The sequence below is a fragment of the Streptomyces sp. NPDC002144 genome (assembly GCF_053593695.1).
In genome coordinates, this window is the sequence record NZ_JBSFDB010000045.1 from 18,984 (window position 1) to 38,556 (window position 19,573).

Genomic DNA, 19,573 nt, shown 5'->3' on the forward strand with positions numbered 1-19,573 from the left:
CGGCGCCGCTTCGGCGTGAGGTGCACCGGCCGTCCGGCCGTGGTCCGCGGTCAGAGGTGGTGGAAGCCGCGGTCGGGGTCGCGGGCCTGATCGGGGTCGAAGGCGGCGAACCATTCCTGCGGGGCGAGATTGACCATGCCCAGTGACTGGTGGATCTCGTTGTCGGGCTGCTCGATGCCGTCGAGGGATTCGTCGAACAGCATCAGCACGTCATGGTCCTGGAAGAGGAGGTCGGAGCAGGCGTCCCAGTCGAAGTCCGCACGGTCGACGGGCAGGTCGGCCACCGTGTCCGCCACGAGCCGCGGCCGGTTGCGCGTCAGCTCCTGGGCGCGGGCGATGCCGAGGTGCAGGGCCATCTCCTCGCCCGTACAGCGCGGTTCCACCGCACCGCCGGAGGTGCAGTCGGCGGCCAGGTCGTCGAAAGTCCGCGCCATCTGCCGCCGCCACGTACTGCTCTGGTGCCAGGTCAGCCGCGGCAGTGCGCCAAACAGGCCCCCGGCATTTCGCTCGACGGGCTGGTCTCCCAGTGCGGCTACCTCCTGCCATGCCTGCTCCGACAGCTGCTGCAGGGCCAGCTGCAGCACTGCCCGTGTGCGCGCCGTGAGGACTTCCTCCCCTTCCTCATCGTCGTCTTCGTCCCAGTCTTCGCTGAAGGGATCGGCTCCGCCGTAGCGGGCGCTCGAGCGCAAGTGGTCGCGTACACGGTGCGCGGCCTCTTCCGGTGCGGCCAGCGACGTGTCGATGATCAGCAGCTCGTCGGAGAACGGCTCGGCACTCAACAGGACGCCTGCCTCCGTCAGAAGGGCCGCGGTGCCGTTGGTGGCACGGGGCAGTACCACGGCGTACTGGTTGTCGGTCAGCCGGTCGATGATGCTCGAGGTCAGCGCGGCGACGATGAACGGGCTGTCCCAGGGCGGATCGATGTGGAGATCGTCGATGACGAGGACGCTGCCCGGCAGGTCGACGAAGGCCTCGTACTCGGGCGTGAACTGGCCGTCGCCGGCGAAGAGTTGTTCCGCGGCGATGGCGGGAAGAGACTGCTCGTCGGCCAGGCGCTCGCCCAGGTTGTGGGCCTGCCAGTACAGGCCGCGCGTTGCCCGCACTCGGGCGATCGTCTCGCCGTCGGCGAGTAGGGAGACCTGCCAGACATGGACGCCCTCCGCGCCGGGATCGATCAGCTGGTGACCGTGCCGGAACTCAATCGTCAGGGTGCTGGGATCCGCCGTGGCGGGGGACGTGACGGCCTGGTCGTTCATCGGCTTCCTCTCGCGTGCAGCCGCCCGTGACGGCGCCCAGCCAGGCTAGCGAGCACGAAACCCGCCCCGCACAGCAACAGGGCAAAACCCCGCTGAAGGTGGTGCGCGCCGAGATCCGGGCAGCCTGCGTTTCTCACTGACAGCGCGGCTGGCGAGAGATCGGCTGGAGAGGCCTCAGTCGGCGGACCAGGCGCGCAGTTGCGCGGCGATCTCCTGGACCCGGGCGCCCTTGTGCTTGGCGCGCATCACGAGTGCAAGTGCCTCTTCGGGCTCGTAGTGCAGGTACTGACCGTTGGTGTTGAGGAAGGTCTCCGCGACCAGCCAGGCGAAGAACTCGTTCTTCGCCTCGAGCGGTTCGTGCAGGGCGATGGTCTCCAGCATGGCCGAGGCCTTGAGCCAGTCGCATACACGTCGCGCCCCATGTAATGGGCCTGGACGCGAGCGCAGACTGCGTCGAGAACCCCCAGGTCGAGGCAGGCGGGATCGCCGGGGAGGGTCTGGGCGATCTGCAGCAGCTCTTGCGGAGTGAGGAAACGGGTCACGCGGCGTGACCGTGCTGGCTGTCCCGCAGGTCGCGGCTGCCCATGGGCGCCGGGTCCGGCCAGGAGCCCGTCGCGGCCTCGGCCGCGGGCGTGTCCTGGGTTGCGAAGGTATCGGCAAGTCGCGGGATGCGGTCGCGGGTCTTGCTCAGCGCCTGGAGGAACGGGTCGTCGGCGGCCTTGAGTGCGGCCTCGCGGACGAAGACCTCGGGAGACTTGCCGACGAGGTCAGCGGCGGCCGCGACGCGCTTGTACTCTTCCGGGGCGAAGGGCGGCACCTGGGGTCCGGTCTGGTCCATAAGAGTGACGGTACCAGCGAGCCACCCGGCGGCGGCACCGTACGGGAGGGCCGGTCAGCGGCGAATCGGCCTGCCCGCAGGGCGCCCACCGGCGCCGGCACCCGTGCACCTCAGCATCCTGCACTGCCACGACCAGGCCTCGGCTCGAAGTGGCCCGGAAGCGATCGGGATCTGCGAGTAGGTGGACTGGTCGTGATCGCATTCATACGGACATTGACCTTTTCTGGTGAATTTTGCCCTGGCTCGATGTGCTGGGACCGTGTCGCGGGGAGACTGGCGGCCCGAAGACCCCAGTCCGGTGAGGTGGAAATGGCGACGTCACTGAGCGAGATGGCCGCACAGACACTTCAGACCTACTTCGCCCTGTGGGAGAAGACGAAGCCGCTCCTGCCGGATGCGCCGGGGACGGAGGAAGCGAAGGCGTTCTCACCTGGCAGTGAATTCACGGACAGCGATCCGAACTGTCCCGACGGGTACCAGGCAGCGGCACAGGCTGCCAATGCCGCCGCGGATGCGTGCACGGATCTGGGGTATGACGACGCCGCTCACATCTACAGTTCCTGGTCGACCACTTGGATGGCTGCGGCCCAGCTCTGCCAGACGATCGGCTGAGCCGCTACGCGCTCCGAGGCTTCCGGCCGGCCGTCTTCTTCCCGGCCGTCTTCTTGGCGGGCCGCTTCTTCGCGGTCTTCTTGGCTGTGGCCTTCTTCGGCAGGTCGTGAACCTCGGCATCCTCACCGCGGGAGGCCTTCGCCTTCTGCACGGACTCGGTCAGCGCGGCCATCAGGTCCAGCACCTGGCCTGCCGGCTCTTCCTGCTCGGGCTCGGGCAGCGGCTTGTCCTCCCGCTTAGCCTCGATGATCTTCGCCAGGGCGTCGGTGTAGGTGTCGCGGAAGTCGGCGCCCTCGAGGTCGTCGCGGGTCATCGTGTCCATGAGCGCCAGGGCGCCGTCGATCTCGTCCTCGTCCAGGTCGACGGGCGGAGGGAACAGCTCGGCCGGTGAGCGGATCTCGTCCGGCCAGCGCATGGCGTGCAGCACGAGGACGTCGTCGCGTACCCGCAGCAGGCCCAGGCGTTCACGGCCGGACCAGGCGTACTTGGCGACGGCCACCTTCGAGGAGCGGCCGAGCGCCTGGACGAGCAGCTTGTACGGCTTCGCGGCGACGGCGCCGTCGGGGGTGAGGTAGTAGCCGTCTGCGATCCGGAGCGGGTCGATCGATTCGAGCGGTACGAAGGCGGCGATCTCGATGGCTTTCGCGGTGGGCAGCGGCAGGTTGCTCAGTTCCTCGTCGCTGATCGGGACGACCTGGTCGCGTGCGTACTCGTAGCCCTTGCCGATCTCCGCGTTCGAGACTTCACGGTCCTCGATCTCGCAGACCTTTTTCACCCGGACGCGGCCCATGTCTGCCAGGTGGTACTGGTGGAACTGGATGCTGTGGTTCTCGGTTGCGCTCACAACGTGGATAGGTACGGTCACTAGGCCGAACGAGATAGCGCCTGACCATATGGTTCGGGGCATGGGGGACCTCCGCGACGAGCCCCGAGCAGCAACAGCCTATGAGCGCCACTGCTGCCCCGCATGCGCGCGGCTGCCTCGGGCCGCACGCTGGTGCCATGGCCAGCCCCCAGCCCGTCGTGATCTACCCGCCTGCAGAGGACGGCGGCCGCCGTGTCCGCGTCGACGACCGCTTCGTGGGGCTGGCGTACGGGGTGCTGGACATTGTCGAGTTCCTGCGGCTCGTCGGCCTGGATGACGTGGACGGCGTGTGGGTGCAGCAGTCGGCGCTGATCGAGTGGCGGGCCGGTGGCCCCGACGCGTGGGAGCACTGAAGGCGTCAGTCGTCTCTCTCGCCGATCAGTCTTCCGCCCAGTTGAAAATGCTGGACGCGCGTGGTGCCGTCGACGTGGACGACTCCGGCGATCTTGTCGGGGCGGACACGCGGGACCGGCTGAAGTGCTGGAATGACTCGCGGTGCTTGATCCTGCAGTTGAGGGCGTCGGCGTCGGCGGTGGTCCGATCTCGCTGCTGCCCTGGAGCCAGGGACAGGCTGGGTTGTTGGATGTTGGCTCAGTTCGCCGGAGCTGCGAACTCGATCTGTCGCGCGGTGCGGAAGAGCTCGGCGTAGGTCAAGCCGGGTGGGAATCGTTCGACGACCCGGTGATGTACATGTTGGCGGTAGCCGACCTCAGCCAGTTTCCGGAAGACCTGCATGTCGAGTTGGCGCTGGGAGGCGAAGCACTTCAGGGCGGCTTCCTTCGTGGCGAGGAGCTCTTGGGTTCCGATGAAGACGTTGGTGGGTTCGAAGTTGGTGCTGTAGGGAGAGCGGAAGTAGGTGAGGTTGTTGGCTTCGCGCAGGGCGACCGTGGTGACCTCCTGCGCGGTGATGCTGTGGTCGAGGTGCTGGTCGTGGGGGAAGTGGGTGTAGACGACGTCGGGGCGTGTCTCACGGAAGACCCTGAACAACTCGGCGTTGATCTCTCCTCGGTGCTCGACGAACCGGGTGTCGGGGACGTCGGAGAAGGTGTACTCCTCCACGCCCAGGAGGCGGCCGGCGGCTTGTGACTCCTTCTGTCGCGGTGTTGTGCCGTCCGGGTTCACGGCTCCGGTGGTCAGGCAGTGCACCCGGACCCGGGCGCCGTTGAGGGCGTACCAGCGCATGCGCATGGCCATGGCGATTTCGGGGTCGTCGGGATGGGCTCCCACGACGAGGACGGTCGTCATTTTGTTCCTTCCGGGCGACCGGTGCTGATGGTGAAGGCGCTGCGCAGGACGCGGCCGTCCAGGCCCTGCCAACGGAAGGGCTCGTCTGAGCTGCGGGGCCATCGAAGGTAGTGCATGCTGCCGGCCACTTCGGCCGTGTCTGCGCTGGTGAAGGCGACTTTCGACGACGCCCCGCCGTCCAGGTGGTAGACGTGTCGGGGATCGAGTCCCTCGCGGGCACACAGCTCGGCGGTCTCCGCGGGGGTGACGCCGCGGAAGGTCGTCGACAGCGGGGCGCCGTCGAGGACCTGGAACCGCAGCTCCCGTCCGTGCAGAGCGATCAGGGTGCGGGCGTAGCGCGTGTCGCGGAACGGGTCGGTGCCCAGGCACTGGTCGTATCCGCGGCATCGGCCGGCCGCCGCCACGGCGACGCTGGGGCCGATCGAGAGGCCGCTGGCGAGGGCGCGCACGTCCAGCGCGCCGATCTGCGTGATTTCGACGGTCGCGCCCACCCGGAGGGGTGCGGCTTGGGCACGGCCTGCGCGCAGCACGAAGTTGCCGGCGAACAGGTCGGCCCCGCCGCCCGGGTGCACCGCGGTCACACGGTGGCCGTCATGCGGGATCCACGACACGACGGCGTCGACGGCCGCGGAATCGGGTGGGGTGATGTTGGTGGCCGCGTCCACGTCGCGTACGAAGCCGGTGCGCGGATCGTCGGTGTAGCGGACCCGGCAGTTCGCAGCGCCGAAGACGGTGAGGACGGCGGGGTCGCGGCGGCCCTGGGGGTGTGGCTCCTTCGAGCCAACCCACCGGAAGGCCTGGCCTTGCACGCGCAGTGTCCCGGCGGCCTTCAGCATGCCGATCGTCGCCTGGCCGTGGTGGACGAGGAAGGCGGGCTTGGAGACGGTGGGCAGGCTCATGACTGCTCCGTTCCTGCAGCAGAAGTCCAGGCAGGGCTCGGCTGGCTGGTAGGACGGGTCGTCGCTGATGAAGGAGAACGAGCCGCTGACGGCCGCGAACACACCATCTGCGCCGAGGAGATCGCGGAGGTGAAAGCCGTCCGTTCGGGAGATCGCCTGGGTCCGGACCTGCTCCATGGCGATCCTGAGCGTGTAAGCGTTGGTGAAGGATCCCTGCCCCAGGTCCACGGACATGGCCTGGAAGCTGACCCCCGGGGCGATCTGACACCTGCGCTCGGGGATGCGGACCGCGAAGGCCTGCTGGTTTCTGGCGAGGGACTGGATGTCCTTAACGCGGTAGCCGTGGGCGCGCAGGACGGCGAGGGACCTCGCATCCTCTGCCTCTTCGATGGGCCCGGGGCCGAGTGGGATCATGCCGCTTCCTCCTGGGCGCTTCCTGCGGCCTGCACCAGGTCGTGCACGGTGAACGCTCTCGTGTCGAGGAGCCGCAGTACCCGTGTCCGGTACCGGTCGGCCACGGGGGTCGGGCTTGGCAGGGGGTAGGGGACGGTTTCGTCCAGCCGGTACAGGACCACGCCGGCCGTGACCTTGGCCATGAGCAGTGCCTCCGTGGCCGTCAGGTGCAGCGGCGGGGCGTCGAAGTATGCGGTGAGCAGGGCGGGTACGAGTGTCCGCAAGTGGGCGGGCCGGCCGAGGTGGTGGATCAGCAGGTGGGCCAGGAAATAGGCAGTGTCGTACGGCGGCCAGCCCGCGTGGACGTTGTCGAGGTCGCAGATCGCCACGGACCTGGCGGTGAGGTGGAGATTCTTGGGGGCGAGATCGCCGAGGACCAGCTGCTGGCGGGGTAGGGCGGTCAGTTCCTCGCACGTCTGCTCGAGCAGGTCGTGGCCGGTGGCGCGCAGGCAGAAGAGGAAGGAGCGTTCCTGGAACCACTGGTTGCTGCGGGTTCGGAACGTGGTGTGGGTGTCCTGGGTGGCGTGGTGGATGCGGCGGAGGGTCCTGCCCAGCAGGGTCATCTCCGTGGCGGAGGCGGGGTGTTCGGTGAGGTGGTCGTGGTAGTTGCGGCCGCTGGGGAAGATGTCGGACAGGATCATGGCGTGGGCCTCGGCGTGGAAGCCGAGGACCTGCGGGAAGACTGCTGGTGCGATGCGTCCGTAGACGTTCAGGGCCCGGCGTTCGTCGTCGATGACGGTTGGATCGGTGCTCAGCGTCGGCATGCGGGCGTAGTGGTCACCACGGATCTTGACGATCACGTCCGTGTGCGTGCCACGGACCCGGAAGACGTGGCTGATGTTGCCGCCATGGACGCGTTCGGTCCCGGTGATCGGCCCGACGTGCCGCTCGCAGGAGGTGAGGAGGCCGGGCAGGGCAGGACCCAGCAGGTCCGACAGCGTCGGCAGCGGCTGCGCTGGTGTCGGTGGGCGGAGGTTCACCGTGCCGCCTCGATCCGGGTCCGGACTGCCGGTGTGGACTGAGGTGTGGGTCGGAAGTCCAGTTGGCTTACGGGGGACGCGCCGATCCACTGCTGTGCCATCGAGAGATAGGCACCCGCCATCAGCGTGGCTCCCCGGCGGTGGCTGGTGAGCTCGGAGGACATCGCGTCCCGGGTGCGTCGCCCGGCCAGGTATTCAAGGAACTCCCATGTCGCGCGCCGTCGGGAGGATTCCTGCGTCGGCAGCGCCACCTGGGAGTCGGAGGACGCGGTGAGTGTCCCGAAGTTGAGGCTGGCGTACTTGCTCCAGCCGGGGTGGAACGCGCTGTTGCGAAAGACGTGCACCTGGACGTGGCGTTCGCCCCCCGGTGCGTAGGCGTCCGTGCTGGGTGTCCCGTCGTGGAGCGTCTGCAGGGAGTGGAAGTGGAGTGCCTGGAAGGGGCCTTGCATGATGATGTGGCTCTCGTGACGGACCCGGCCGTTGCCCTTGTAGAGGCTGGCGTGGGCGGGGGCCAGGCTGCCGCGCTGGGAGAAGCCGTTGTGCACGAGGTTGATGGTGCCCAGGGTCATCGTCCGGCCGCTGCTCTTGTAGGCCATGGAAATGAAGGCGTCGACTTCCCCGAACAGCCGTGTCACCGCGCTCAGTTCGCCCGCGGTGTACGGGTTGCGCGCCGCGAAGCCGGGGAAGAGCCGTTCGTGGTCCTGGACCCCCAGCTGGGCGAGGAAGTCGGCGGGACGGCTGACGTGGGCGTGGATGTCGACGGCGTCGAGGTGCTTGCCGTGCGTCTCGCCGGCCTGTAAGAGCCACGGCACGATGTCGAAGAAGTGGTATCCGCTGTGGGCAGCCTTGCCGTGCCCCTGGTTGAAGCCGTGGTAGGAGATGTCGAGCAGTTCGTCCGGCAGTCGCCACTGCCCGTCGCTGTGAAAGGACTGGACGCTGGTGACCGGGCAGTTGGTCTCGGCCGTGACCTCGGCGATGCACTGCCGCATCCGCCAGAAGGCCGGGTGGTAGCGGCGCTGGCTCTGGACGCTGACCATGATCTGAGGGAATCTGCGCCGGGCCGTTCTGTAGCACTCCAGCAGGACGTCGAAGTCAGTGAGGATGGCTTCGGCCTTCTGCGGGTTCACCGAGCAGCCGGCGTGGACGCTGAGCGGCTTGTCCAGCAGCACGCTCAGGCCTCGCTCCAGCGCCCATTGCACGTAGACCATGTGATACGTGGGTTCGGTGGACACCACGACGGCGTTGATGCCGCGGCGCTCCACGACTGCGTCCAGGGCGCGGCGGACCGCCTCGGGCAGGGCGGGGAGACGGGAGTCGAACGGTTCGATCAGCGTCACCGGCACCGACCTGGGCCCGTCGTCGGCGTCGTAGGGCACCAGCACGTCCGTTGCCCCCAGGAGGTCAACGCCGCAGACCGTGCCGACGAGGCCGGCACTCTGCCCGGCCGCCAGTGCCGGCAGGTGACTCCTGCGGGCGTGGGGGCCAACGCCGACCACCAGGAAGTTGTTCATAGATTCGTCCTCTCGTGCAGGCGGGACCGGGCGCGCGGTGGTTGACGCAGTCAGTGGCGTTCGGCGGCTGTCAGGCCGCGTCGGCGTAGTTCGGGCAGAACGCCTTCGCCGACCATGTACGCCTCTTCCAGGTGCGGGAATCCGGACAGGATGAACTCGTCGATGCCCAGGTCCGCGTACTCGGCGATGCGGTCGGCGACGTCGGTGTGGCTGCCGACGAGCGCGGTGCCGGCGCCGCCGCGCAGCAGGCCCACCCCGGCCCAGACGTTGGGGTAGACCTCCAGATCGGTGGGTTTCCAGCCGTCGCGGAAGCGTTCGTTCAGCGCGCTCATCCGGGCCTGTCCCGTCGATTCGCTGGCCGCCAGGACACGGTGGACCTTGCTGACATGGGCCGGATCGATGCCCTTGATGAGGCGTTCGGCCGCCGCCCAGGCTTCTGCGGTTGTGTCCCGGGCCACAACGTGGAAGCGGATCCCGAACCGCATCTGCCGTCCGTGCTCATGGGCAAGGCGGCGTATCCAGGCGAGTTTCTGCGCGACCTGGTCGGGCGGCTCGCCCCAGGTGAGGTACGTGTCCACGTGGCGGGCGGCGACCGGGCCCGCCTGCGGGGAGGATCCGCCGAAGTACAGCCGGGGCAGGGGGGCGGGCGGGGCGAGCACGGTCGCGCCGCGGACGTCGTAGTGCGCGCCGTGGAAGTCGTAGGGCTCGCCGCTTAAGGCGCCGCGCAGCACGGTGAGGAACTCGTCGGTGCGGGCGTAGCGTTCGGCCTTGGCCAGGTGGTCGCCGAAGCGGGCCTGCTCGTCGCGTTCGCCGCCGGTGACCACGTTGAGGAGCAGCCGGCCGCCGGACAGCCGCTGGAAGGTGCTGGCCTGCTGCGCGGCGAGGGTCGGCGAGATGAAGCCCGGCCGGAAGGCGACCAGGAACTTCAGCCGCTCGGTCTCCTGCGCGAGCGCGGCGCAGGTCAGCCAGGCGTCCTCGCACCAGGTGCCGGTCGGGGTGAGCACGGCGTCGAAACCGGCCTCTTCGGCGGCCCTGGCGACCTGCGTCATGTAGCGGATGGTCGGCGCCCGGAACCGGTCCGCCGTGGGGGCGAAGGATGCGGCGGCTTCGCTTTCCGGGCCGTGCGTTCCGCGGGTGCCCACGGTCAGGGACCGGCCGTCGGCGGCGGTGGGAAGGAACCAGTGGATCTGCATGCCGTACTCCGTCCAGGAGGTGGTGCGGGGCAGTCAGTCGGAGGCGAAGTCGCCGGCAGCGCGTGCTTGCAGCCGGCGGTAGACGGCGTCGTCCAGCTCGACGGTGCCGGTGGCGAGGGTGTGGTCCGCCCGCTGTCTGCTCACCTGGCCGGGCAGGCGCAAGGGGGTGCCGTCCCGTGTCACAGCGCTGCTCATGGCGTCGAGGAGCGGGGTGTTCCTTTCGGGGAATCCCGCGAGGTGCCCGCCGAAGGACGGGTCCAGGGCGAGGAACGTGTAGCCGGTGCTCCAGGTGGAGTCCACGTCCGCGCCCATGGGGAAGGCGAAGAGCGATCCGGTGAGGATTTGCACGAGCAGGGAGAGGGCGAAGCCGCGGTGCTCGCCGAACACCACCGCCGAGGTTGCGGCGTCGGGATCGTCGGTCGGGTTCCCGCGGTCGTCCACGAAGCAGCCGTGCGGGAGCGGGCGGCCGTTACGCCGGGCCTCCCACAGGGTGCCCATGGGCGCCAGGGTGGTGGACATGTCTGCGACGAGGGGCTCGTTGAGTGTGGGGATGGCGAAGGAGAGCGGGTTCACCCCGAGAACGGGGCTTTGGCCGCCGTGGATCGTCGCCTCGGCCCGGGAGGTGTTCATTACGATGCCGAGGTAGCCGTGTTCGGCGATCTGCTCGCTCCACTGCGCGAGGATGCCGTACCGCTGCGTGTTGATCATTCCCGCGATTCCGGCGCCGAAGTCTGCGGCTTTGCCCACCGCGACCTCGGCGGCGTAGGCCGCGCTGAGCGGTCCGATCTCCCGGTGGGCGTCGATGACAGCCAGTGCCCCGTGCTCCCGCACGATCTGCGGGGAGCCCTCGCGCTGCGGGAAGAACTGGGCTTCGAAGCAGAATTTCGCGACGCCGTGCGCTGCCCTGCCCTGCAGCTCCCCGGCCAGGTAGTGCTCGACGACGAACGCGGACTTGTCGCGGGGAACGGATGCTGCCCGGCAGGCCTCGCCCATGAGGTCACGCAGGGATCCGATGGTCACTCTCACCGGCGCTCTCCCTGCGGGCGCCGGGGAACGAAGGGAGCCGACACGTCCGTGAGGGCTGCGCAGGGTGGGTTCGGCCGCCCTGCGCGCGAGTGCGGGGTGGGGGTGTGGATGATGCCGCGTTGCAGGGGCATGCTGCTCTCCTGTCGTGGAGAAGGGGGATGCGCACGGGTATGCGCGAGGGGCCGGCGGGTACGCCGACGGAGCGCGTCACACGGATGACGTCGACGCGTAGATCACGGGGGTTGGGCCGGGCCGGCGCCCTACGTCTGTAGCCCGGTTACGGGTGTCCGGCTGGGACGGCTACTGGTACTCGTGCGTCATGCGCGTGAGGATGAGGTGGCCGCGCTCGACGAGCTCCGGCTGCTGCTTGGTGAGGCCGGAGTCCAGGTAGGAAACGCCGAGCCTCACAGTCAGCAGGCGCAGGACTCGCTCCTCGCTGTCGGACAGCGGGCGGCCGTAGCCGGAGAAGTAGGCGGCCTTGAGGTCGGGGCGCACGGCCCAGACCGCGCCGCACAGCCACACGAACTCCTCGACCGCGATGCCGGGGGCGAACATCTCGAAGTCGATCACTCCGTGGCCGTGTTCCGGGTGCCACATCCAGTTGCGGGTGGCGTAGTCACCGTGTCTTTCCACGGCTGGAAGTTCCTCGGCCAGCTCCGGCAGCTCTTGGGACACGCACCGCACCAGATCGCGCTGCTGGTTGTCGAGGTGTCCGGCGGTGCTCTCCAGGCAGGCGGCGGCTTCCTCGGCCTGGTTGGCCATGGACGTCCTGATGTCCTCACGGACCTGGTCCGAAGCGGGGTGGGAGTGATCGTGCCAGCGCCGGAGCAGGTGCCCGGCGAGTTCATACACGTGCCGCTCCTCCCCCACGTCCAGGGGCAGACCCCGTACCACGTTGCCCGGCTGCCGCGACGTCATGAGCACGTGGAGGTCGGGGTCCGAGGCCAGGAGGCGGGGTGCCTCGTGGGCGGCGAGTGCACGCGCCGCGTACGCGTAGCCGCGGACCTCCCGCTCGTAGTCCCTCGTGCTCGGGCTCACCTTCACGAAGACGGAGTCCGCACCCACCGCCACCCGCCAGACCCTGGAGCTGCCCCGGGGCCAGGACACGTCCGTGACCTGCGCCGCGCCGGGCAGGTGACTGGATACCCATCGCCGCAGGTCAGAGGGGATAGGAGCGTTCTGGGTCATGAAGGGTTCTTCTCCGGATCGCGTGGGAGCAGCGGCAGCCCGCAAGGGCTGGGTGAGCTGCGTGGTGGCCGCGGCGACGCCTTGACTGTACCCACCCGCGATAGGCGGGCGGGTCCGGCGAGGCGTCGCCCGAAGGGCGGAGACCTCGGGAACCCGGCTCGGTGCCGGCTGGGTCGCCAGTGCCGGGGGCTGCGTACTGGGCAACGCTGTTCTCCTCTCGAGGGTCGTGTTCACTCGTCTTGGTGATCAGGCGGGCATGGAGTCCGGGGCCGCCTGATCCACCGCAGGGGCGGGGTGGTGGCGCGGTGGGGGGTCAGAAGTAGTCCGCCAGCCACGGTTCGCGCTCTGCGGTTGCCGTCAGCAGTTGGGCGAGCGCCCGCGGGTCTCCGCGCACTCCGGCGATCTCCGCGGCGGCCACGCTGCGGTATCCCCCGGCGTACCAGACTGCGAGCTGTCCCCTGGTCAGGGTGAGCTGTCCTGTCCGAGCGGTGGGTTCCAGTTGCCCCTCGCCGCCGGTGATCCGCAGGACGAACCGCTGTGTGGCGTTGCCGTCCTCGGTGACGACCTCGATCGGCAGGGCGAGATCCAGCCCGTCGGGCCAGCCACGCAGCTGCACGGCCTGCACCGGATCCAGGACGCGCAACATCCACGGATGCCAGGCACGTGCCGCGAGAGAGCTGGAGCGGTGCAGGTGGTGCAGCAGCACGGGTGTGGGCGGCAGCCCTGTCCGCTGGAAGAAGACGCTGGGGATACGGCTGTTGTGCCGGCCGAGGAAGGCGAACATGGCGGCGGCCGCCGCCTGGTCGCCCGCCCAGAAGTCGTAGACCACCAGGCGCCGCCCCTCGGACGGATGTCGCTCGCTGCCCACGGACAGCACCCCGGTCGGCGCCTGGCCGGGCCGGTTGAACCGGTAGGTGGCGAGGTCGTGGTGCTGTCGCTGCTGCCAGGCCTCCCACCAGGCCGGACGCTCCCACGGTCCGTTCCACCGCGCGGCCAGCTCGTTGCACAGCAGGCGGACCTGTTCGTCTGTTCCGTGAGTGATCTCGAAACCGGATTCGCGGAAGCTGCGCCGCAGTTCGTCGGTGGGGACGGTCCACGAGTACACCTGGGCCGGCGCCTCCCACCCCAGGCGGCGGACGTATCCGGTGGAGGCGGTCCACAGGGTGGCCACCACCGCGCCCTGCTCCTGCAGGGGCCGCAGCCGCTCGGCGACCAGTTCGCCCGCGATCCGGCCACCGCGTTCCTCCGGGGCCACGCATCCGCAGACCATGCTGGCCCCGGACACCGGCCGGCCACCGAAAAACTGCGGGATCAGCAGTCCCAGGCCGCCGGCGACAACCTTCCCGTCGCGGACCGCGACACGGCGGTCGGCGTGCGCGCCAAGGCGCAGGATGTCCTCCACCGGGTGGCCGTACGCGCGCCGGGCCAGCATGTCGTACATCCGCCACTGCTCGTCGTCAGCTTCCACGATGTCCAGTGCCGCAGTGGTCATGCCGTGCACCTCCTCTCAGTAGTTGGTCGTGTCGCGCACGACGTTCGCTTCGGCGGGGACGAGGAAGGTGCGGGTGCAGCTGAAGACCCGTTGGTCGTGCTGGTTGTAGCCGGAGATCCGGCAGGAGACGATCCCGTTTTCCGGATGGCTCTTGGAGCGGCGGGCGGTGAGGACCTCGCTCTGCGCGCGGAGGGTGTCGCCGACGTGCACGGGCTGCTCGAAGTGCACCTCGTCCAGGGCAAGGTTCGCGGTCGTCAGAGCGCTCGTGGTGCGGACGGTGAGACCCAAAACGATGTTCATGGTGAGGATCCCGCAGACCAGCACCCGGTCACGGCCGGTCCTGTTGCAGAACTCGATGTCGGAATGGACCGGTGCCTCGTTCCCGGTGAGCGCGAGGATCTGGACGTGTTCCGTCTCCGTCACCGTCCGGGCCGGCCGGTGCTCGATGACCGTGCCCACCATGCCGGCGAAGTCCTCAAGACCGAGACCGACCGATTCACGGATCCGGTTCTCGCTGATGCGGCGAAAGCCCTGCGGGAGCCTACTCACTGCGTGCCTCCGCCTTCGTGACGGCTGCGGGGACGGCGCCCGCCCGGGCGGTCACGGCGCGGGCCGCGGCGACGAGCGGCGGGCCCACCATGTGACCGTCAACGGTGGTGATCTGTCCGTGGGCGGCGTCAGCAGCGGCCACCACCGCCTGCGCTGCGGCGAGTTCCTGGATGGTCGGCCGGAACGCGTCCTGAATGACGGGGAGTTGGCGAGGGTGTATGGCGACCTTGCCGAGGTACCCGAGTTCCACGGCTTCTTCGGCCTCGCGCCTGAGCCCGTCGGGATCACGCAGGTCGAAGTACGGCGAATCGATCGCGGGCAGGCCCGCGGCCGCGGCCTCAGCGGAAAGAACGGACCGAGGGTGCCACAGGGCCCGGCTGTTGAGACGGCAGTGGGCGGCGGCCGCGTAGTCGGCGGCCCCGAACAACACCCCCGCCAGCGCCGGGGCCTGCAGGATGGCGCTCAGACGCCGGATGCCCAGGGGCGTCTCGATCAGTGCCCAGACGCGACGCTGCCCGTCCTCGGCGCCGATGATCTTCGAGACCATGTCCACGTCCCGTGCGGACTCGACCTTGGGCACCAGCAGCACGGAGGGCCGCACACCGGACTCGGCTATCGCCACCAGGTCCTTCAGGCCGTGCACCGTTCCCGGAGCGTTGATCCGCACCCCCAGCACCGTGTGGCCGGAGCCAACGCTCTCCGCGCTCGGGGACAGACGGCCGATCACTGCCGCCCGGGCCGCGGTCTTACGGTCAGCCGGGACCGAGTCCTCCAGGTCCAGCAGGGCGACGTCCGCGCCCGAGCCGGCGGCTGCTTCGAAGCGGCCGGGAGTGGACGCCGGGGTGACCAGCCAGGTGCTGTGGTCGCGGTTGGGCGCACTCTGACTGCTGATGGGGAGAGATGGGGAACACTGCATGCCGCCTCCTGTGGTCTGCTGCTGCCCCGTCTGCTGCGACTTCCTGAGGATGGGCTCAACTGTTCGACTTCGTCGACCGGTTGGAGGGGGTCCCGAGGGGGTCCCGTACCGCGAAGAAGTCACCGGGCGGGTGCACTGAGTGATTGGATGGAGGTGTGGAAGACACCACCCGTCACCCCCTGGTTGTGGCACGTCTCGCGTGCGGAATGACGATGGAGGAGCTCGTCTCCGGCATCCGTGCCGCAGCCGCCCGGCGCGGTCTGCGTTCCGGCACCGACGAGGCGCGGGTGCGTAAATGGCAGAAGGGCGTCAAGCCCAACGAGGAATCCCAGATCTACATCGCCGAAGCACTCGGCTGGCCCGCAGACATCGTCCGCGCCGACGACTGGCCGAACTGGCTGCCGCTCACCGCCGACGGCGTGGTCCCGCTCGGACCCCACAGTTCTGTGTCCGCCCTGAGAGAGGCTCTGAGAACAGCGATGGACCGCCGCGCGTTTTTCACGATTTCCGGGGCCGCCCTGTCCGGCCTGGCCGCGGACTGGGCCGTCGGCCCCTCCACTGCCCTCGCCCGGGCCCACGGCGGCAAACCGATCGGCGACGACTTCGTCGCCTTCCTCGAGGACTCCGCCCAGCACCTCGCCACGCTCCCCACCGAGCAGCGACAGCACACGACGGTGCTGCTGGATGCCCACCTGTCCACGGTGACCGAGCTGCTCGAACACGGCCGCTACAGCCCGGCCGTCGGGCTGCGTCTGCACACCCTGGCCGCTTCCCTGTCCCAGACCGTGGCCTGGCACCGCTTCGACCTGGGCAACCACACCCACGCCAGCCAGAACTGGGTCGCCGCCCTGCACAACGCCCACGCCGCCGGCGACCACGACATGGGGGCCGGGCTCCTGGGCGACCTCGCCTACCAGGCCGCCTGGCAGGGGGATCACACCACCGCGGCCAGCATCCTCAACCACGCCCTGACCCGCGCCCGCAACCCCGCCGCCCGCTGCCTTCTCCAACTGCGCCTCGCCCGGACCCTCGCGGCGCGAGGCGACCTCGGGGAACGGCGCTCCGTGCTGCGCGCCCTCGCAGCGGCCGAGAAACACCTCACCGACGCCGGAGCCGACCGGCCCGCCTGGTGCGCCTGGGTGTCCGAAGCCGACCTCGCCGTCGACTCCGGGCAGGCTCTTCTCGACCTCGGCGACACCGCACGCGCCCATCAGCTCATCACCGACGGCGAGCGCCTGCTGCCTGCAGCCCGGGACAAGACGAAGGGCGTGTTCCTCGCCTATCGCGCGGCCAGTTACCTCGATCAGAAGGAACCCGAGCCCGCCGCGACCGCGGCCACCCAGTCCCTGCTCTTGGCCCGCCGTATCGGCGCACCCCGCTGCGTCAGCCTGGTCAACGACCTGCTCCCCCGCTTCCATCACTATCAGGACGCCCAGGGCGTTCCGGAACTCCTCCAGCTCGCTGCCGCATAGCAGGAAGGGGCGGATCCGATGACCACCGACGCTGGGCTCCCCTCGGTCAGAGAGTCCCTCCAGCTTGCGCTCCTGGCAGAAGGCGAGGGCAGCCCGCTGGTTGACGAACTCGCCGAAGCCGCCGCCGACCACTACCACCTCAACTACAGCAAGCACCCCGTCCCCGTGCTGTTTCGGGAGGTCCGCGCCGCGCGCACCCTGCTGGCCGGGGTGCTCCCCGCCGGCACGGAAGGCACCGAACTGCACCGCCAGCTCGGCCGTCTCTCCGGACTGCTGGGCAACCTGGCCTTTCACCTCGACGATCCGGTCGGCGCGCGCACCCACCTGGGTACCGCCGTCTCCTACGCCAACCGGTGCGGTGACACGGCGCTGGCGGCCTGGGCGTACGGGGCGCAGAGCATGGTGGCCCGCCACACCGGCAACCTGACCGCCGCGTACACGTACGCCGAACGCGGCGCGGCCGCCGCCCCCGCCGGCCTGGTCCGCGCCCAACTCCACGCCTGGGCGCTGCTGCCCACCCTCGCCCAGCAGGGCCGCGACCGGGAGGCGGCCGCCGCCCTCGACGTGGCCCTGACCGAACTCGAAGCAGACCCGGCCGGCCAAGCGCCCGGGCGTTTCGGCTTCGACGAGCCCGAACTCGCCCTGCACCAGGCCGAAGCCCACCTCACGCTGGGCCGCACCGAGCAGGCCCGCACCCGCGCCGAGGCCTCCGCGGCCGCCTGCACCACCGGCACCCCCGGATGGGCCGCCGCCACCCTCGTTCTCGCGCAGGCTGAGGCCTCCGAGACGCCGTCCGATGCCGCGCAGCGCGCCCTGGACGTCCTCGACCGGGTGCCACCCAGCCGCCTGCGTGCCACCGCCCGCACCCGGCTTGAGCGCCTGGAGGGTCTGCTCGCCGCCCGCCCCGCCGAGTACGTCGCCGATCTGCGTGAACGCCTGCGCACCCTGCCGCCTCCCGTGGACGCGTCCGGCGCCGCATCGGCGTGAGGTGCGCCGGACATCCGGCCGTGGTCCGTGGTCAGAGGTGATGGAAGCCGCGGTCGGGGTCGCGGGCCTGATCGGGGTCGAAGGCGGCGAACCATTCGTGCGGAGCGAGATTGACCATGCCCAGTGACCGGTGGATCTCGTTGTCAGGCCGCTCGATGCCATCGAGGGAGTCGTCGAACAGCATCAGCACGTCGTGGTCCTGATTTCCGAACGGGAGACCGGCGGCATTGACGCTGACCTGGAGCAACGCGTCGCGTAAGCGTCCGGGACGTACTCAGCGCACGCTGAAAGACCTGTTTGCCTACGCCGACGCCGAAGGCGTGAAGCTGCGGCTCGACGGCACCGAGGTGCAAGTCCGCCGCCCGCGTGCAGGCCGCCCGGGCCGCAAGGAGTTCGTCTCCGGCAAGACCTGGATGCCGTGGTCGGAGCGGGCTTGACCTTGACGCTGGGTCAACCCTCCATGCTTCCGGCAGGGGTGTTCTCGCAGACGCGTGGAACAGCTCCACAAAGGAGGCAGATCACCATGACGGCCCAAACGATCGCCGGTCCGGCGATGCGCGTGCGGGGTCTGGAGAAGTCGTACGGGAAGCTCGAAGTACTGCGCGGTGTGGACTTCGACGTGGCGCGGGGCAGCATCTTCGCCCTGCTCGGCTCCAACGGGTCGGGCAAGACCACGACCGTGAGGATCCTCGCCACGCTCCTTGAGGCCGACGCGGGGATGGTGAGCGTCAATGGCTTCGACGTCGCCACGCAACCGGCGAACGTGCGGGAGTCCATCAGTCTCACCGGGCAGTTCGCGGCCGTCGACGAGATCCTCAGCGGTCGGGAGAACCTCGTTCTCGTCGCCAGGCTGCGCCACCTCAAGGACCCGGGCGCGATCGCGGATGACCTGCTGAGGCGTTTCTCGCTGAGCGAGGCGGGCGCGCGGCGAGTGTCCACGTACTCGGGTGGGATGCGCCGTCGGCTGGACATCGCGATGAGCCTCATCGGGAATTCGCCGGTGATTTTCCTGGACGAGCCGACGGCCGGGCTCGACCCCGAGGCGCGCATCGAGGTGTGGGATGCGGTCAAGGAGCTCGCCGGCCACGGGACGACGGTGCTGCTCACCACGCAGTATCTGGACGAGGCCGAGCAGCTGGCCGACCGGATCGCGATCCTCCGCCAGGGTCGGATCATCGTGAACGGCACCCTCGCCGAGCTCAAGCAGCTCTTGCCGCCCGCCAAGGTTGAGTACGTCGAGAAGCAGCCGACCCTGGAGGAGATCTTCCTCGCGGTCATCGGCGGCGGCGACAAGAGCGACGCCACCGGCACGACAACTGGGGGACAACGATGACCGCGTACTTCTTCAGCGACACTGCCGCACTCACGGGGCGGACCCTGCGCCACGTCACACGCAGCATGGACACCATCATCACGACCGCCATCACGCCGGTCGCCATGATGCTGATGTTCGTCTACGTGTTCGGCGGCGCCATTGATGCAGGGTCGGTGTCGTACGTGAACTACATGCTGCCCGGCATCCTGCTCATGACCATCGCATCGGGCATCTCCTACACCGCGTACCGGCTGTTCACCGATGTGAAGAGCGGGATCTTCGAGCGATTCCAGTCCATGCCGATCGCGAGGTCGGGTGTGCTGTGGGCTCACGTCGTCACCTCTCTGGTTGCCAACCTGATCGCGCTCGTGCTGGTGGTGGGCGTCGCTGTGCTCATGGGCTTTCGCTCAGGGGCAGGAGTGTCGGCATGGCTCGCGGTCGCTGGCATCCTGCTCTTGTTCACCCTGGCGCTGACCTGGCTCGCCGTGATCCCCGGGCTCTCCGCGTCGTCGGTCGAGGGAGCGGGCGCGTTCGCCTACCCGCTCATCTTCCTGCCGTTCGTCAGCTCGGCGTTCGTGCCCACAAAGACGATGCCTGGCCCGGTGCGCTGGTTCGCCGAGCATCAGCCGGTGACGTCGATCGTCAACACGATCCGTGCTCTGTTCACGGGGCAGCCGGTCGGCGACGACATCTGGATCGCGCTCGCGTGGTGTGTGGGCATCCTCGTCGTGGCGTACGTCTTCGCGATGGCCGCCTATCGCCGGAAGATCGCCTGA

The 19,573-nt window shown here is 69.3% G+C and carries 21 protein-coding genes and 1 pseudogene; 7 read left to right on the forward strand and 15 right to left on the reverse strand.

Features of this window, described 5'->3' with window-relative positions; translation table 11 throughout:
• Positions 1–50 precede the first annotated feature (50 nt).
• From ACWCQ1_RS41185 to ACWCQ1_RS41195, 3 genes are all read right to left on the reverse strand, one after another.
• Positions 51–1,256: a hypothetical protein gene (locus ACWCQ1_RS41185; RefSeq protein WP_451028755.1), complete on the reverse strand. Its 1,206-nt coding sequence runs from the start codon at positions 1,254–1,256 to the stop codon at positions 51–53.
• Between the two features lie 174 nt (positions 1,257–1,430).
• Positions 1,431–1,637: a hypothetical protein gene (locus ACWCQ1_RS41190; RefSeq protein WP_451028756.1), complete on the reverse strand. Its 207-nt coding sequence runs from the start codon at positions 1,635–1,637 to the stop codon at positions 1,431–1,433.
• A 157-nt stretch (positions 1,638–1,794) separates the two neighbouring features.
• Positions 1,795–2,094 (reverse strand): hypothetical protein, encoded by a 300-nt coding sequence (locus ACWCQ1_RS41195; RefSeq protein ID WP_451028757.1) that lies wholly within the window; start codon positions 2,092–2,094, stop codon positions 1,795–1,797.
• Between the two features lie 309 nt (positions 2,095–2,403).
• On the opposite strand from ACWCQ1_RS41195, the gene ACWCQ1_RS41200 reads away from it, so the two are divergent.
• The gene (locus tag ACWCQ1_RS41200) at positions 2,404–2,706 is read left to right on the forward strand and encodes a hypothetical protein (RefSeq protein ID WP_451028758.1); all 303 of its coding nucleotides are present in this window, start codon (positions 2,404–2,406) and stop codon (positions 2,704–2,706) included.
• Between the two features lie 4 nt (positions 2,707–2,710).
• On the opposite strand, the gene ku is transcribed toward ACWCQ1_RS41200, so the two are convergent.
• Positions 2,711–3,613: a non-homologous end joining protein Ku gene (gene ku / locus ACWCQ1_RS41205; protein ID WP_451028759.1), complete on the reverse strand. Its 903-nt coding sequence runs from the start codon at positions 3,611–3,613 to the stop codon at positions 2,711–2,713.
• 95 nt (positions 3,614–3,708) lie between these two features.
• Between ku and ACWCQ1_RS41210 the strand changes: the two genes are divergently transcribed.
• Positions 3,709–3,924, forward strand: coding sequence for a hypothetical protein (locus tag ACWCQ1_RS41210; protein WP_451028760.1), 216 nt, complete (start codon positions 3,709–3,711; stop codon positions 3,922–3,924).
• 238 nt (positions 3,925–4,162) lie between these two features.
• On the opposite strand, the gene ACWCQ1_RS41215 is transcribed toward ACWCQ1_RS41210, so the two are convergent.
• From ACWCQ1_RS41215 to ACWCQ1_RS41260, 10 genes are all read right to left on the reverse strand, one after another.
• Positions 4,163–4,816, reverse strand: a complete 654-nt coding sequence (locus tag ACWCQ1_RS41215; RefSeq protein ID WP_451028761.1) for a PIG-L deacetylase family protein — start codon at positions 4,814–4,816, stop codon at positions 4,163–4,165.
• The gene (locus tag ACWCQ1_RS41220) at positions 4,813–6,129 is read right to left on the reverse strand and encodes a phosphodiester glycosidase family protein (RefSeq protein ID WP_451028762.1); all 1,317 of its coding nucleotides are present in this window, start codon (positions 6,127–6,129) and stop codon (positions 4,813–4,815) included. The genes ACWCQ1_RS41215 and ACWCQ1_RS41220 overlap by 4 nt, the downstream gene beginning before the upstream one ends.
• Positions 6,126–7,148, reverse strand: a complete 1,023-nt coding sequence (locus tag ACWCQ1_RS41225; RefSeq protein ID WP_451028763.1) for a hypothetical protein — start codon at positions 7,146–7,148, stop codon at positions 6,126–6,128. Before ACWCQ1_RS41225 ends, ACWCQ1_RS41220 begins: the two co-directional genes overlap by 4 nt.
• Positions 7,145–8,659 carry a Gfo/Idh/MocA family oxidoreductase gene (locus tag ACWCQ1_RS41230; RefSeq protein ID WP_451028764.1) on the reverse strand — a complete coding sequence of 505 codons (1,515 nt, stop codon included), beginning with the start codon at positions 8,657–8,659 and terminating at the stop codon, positions 7,145–7,147. The genes ACWCQ1_RS41225 and ACWCQ1_RS41230 overlap by 4 nt, the downstream gene beginning before the upstream one ends.
• A 50-nt stretch (positions 8,660–8,709) precedes the next feature.
• The gene (locus ACWCQ1_RS41235; protein ID WP_451028765.1) at positions 8,710–9,852 is read right to left on the reverse strand and encodes an LLM class flavin-dependent oxidoreductase; all 1,143 of its coding nucleotides are present in this window, start codon (positions 9,850–9,852) and stop codon (positions 8,710–8,712) included.
• A gap of 33 nt (positions 9,853–9,885) precedes the next feature.
• On the reverse strand, positions 9,886–10,872 hold the full coding sequence (locus ACWCQ1_RS41240; RefSeq protein WP_451028766.1) for an Ldh family oxidoreductase: 987 nt from the start codon (positions 10,870–10,872) through the stop codon (positions 9,886–9,888).
• 306 nt (positions 10,873–11,178) lie between these two features.
• Positions 11,179–12,066: an aminoglycoside phosphotransferase family protein gene (locus ACWCQ1_RS41245; protein ID WP_451028767.1), complete on the reverse strand. Its 888-nt coding sequence runs from the start codon at positions 12,064–12,066 to the stop codon at positions 11,179–11,181.
• Between the two features lie 313 nt (positions 12,067–12,379).
• A complete protein-coding gene (locus tag ACWCQ1_RS41250; protein WP_451028768.1) occupies positions 12,380–13,558 on the reverse strand; it encodes a GNAT family N-acetyltransferase in 1,179 nt (392 codons plus the stop codon).
• A gap of 15 nt (positions 13,559–13,573) precedes the next feature.
• Entirely contained in the window at positions 13,574–14,107 is a 534-nt protein-coding gene (locus ACWCQ1_RS41255) for a MaoC family dehydratase (RefSeq protein WP_451028769.1), read from the reverse strand.
• A complete protein-coding gene (locus tag ACWCQ1_RS41260; RefSeq protein ID WP_451028770.1) occupies positions 14,100–15,023 on the reverse strand; it encodes an HpcH/HpaI aldolase/citrate lyase family protein in 924 nt (307 codons plus the stop codon). The genes ACWCQ1_RS41255 and ACWCQ1_RS41260 overlap by 8 nt, the downstream gene beginning before the upstream one ends.
• Positions 15,024–15,235: 212 nt before the next feature.
• On the opposite strand from ACWCQ1_RS41260, the gene ACWCQ1_RS41265 reads away from it, so the two are divergent.
• Both ACWCQ1_RS41265 and ACWCQ1_RS41270 read left to right on the forward strand, forming a co-directional pair.
• Complete coding sequence (locus ACWCQ1_RS41265; protein ID WP_451028771.1) at positions 15,236–16,495, forward strand: XRE family transcriptional regulator; 1,260 nt, start codon at positions 15,236–15,238, stop codon at positions 16,493–16,495.
• 18 nt (positions 16,496–16,513) lie between these two features.
• Positions 16,514–17,482, forward strand: coding sequence for a Twin-arginine translocation pathway signal (locus ACWCQ1_RS41270; RefSeq protein WP_451028772.1), 969 nt, complete (start codon positions 16,514–16,516; stop codon positions 17,480–17,482).
• Positions 17,483–17,513: 31 nt separating this feature from the next.
• Here the strand turns inward: ACWCQ1_RS41270 and ACWCQ1_RS41275 are convergent, their stop codons facing one another.
• Entirely contained in the window at positions 17,514–17,672 is a 159-nt protein-coding gene (locus tag ACWCQ1_RS41275; protein ID WP_451028773.1) for a hypothetical protein, read from the reverse strand.
• A 70-nt stretch (positions 17,673–17,742) separates the two neighbouring features.
• On the opposite strand from ACWCQ1_RS41275, the pseudogene ACWCQ1_RS41280 reads away from it, so the two are divergent.
• The 3 genes and pseudogenes from ACWCQ1_RS41280 to ACWCQ1_RS41290 form a co-directional block, all read left to right on the forward strand.
• Positions 17,743–17,889, forward strand: a pseudogene (locus ACWCQ1_RS41280) (transposase family protein); the annotation flags it as partial.
• A gap of 116 nt (positions 17,890–18,005) precedes the next feature.
• Positions 18,006–18,815 carry an ABC transporter ATP-binding protein gene (locus tag ACWCQ1_RS41285; RefSeq protein WP_451028774.1) on the forward strand — a complete coding sequence of 270 codons (810 nt, stop codon included), beginning with the start codon at positions 18,006–18,008 and terminating at the stop codon, positions 18,813–18,815.
• The gene (locus tag ACWCQ1_RS41290; RefSeq protein WP_133047979.1) at positions 18,812–19,573 is read left to right on the forward strand and encodes an ABC transporter permease; all 762 of its coding nucleotides are present in this window, start codon (positions 18,812–18,814) and stop codon (positions 19,571–19,573) included. Before ACWCQ1_RS41285 ends, ACWCQ1_RS41290 begins: the two co-directional genes overlap by 4 nt.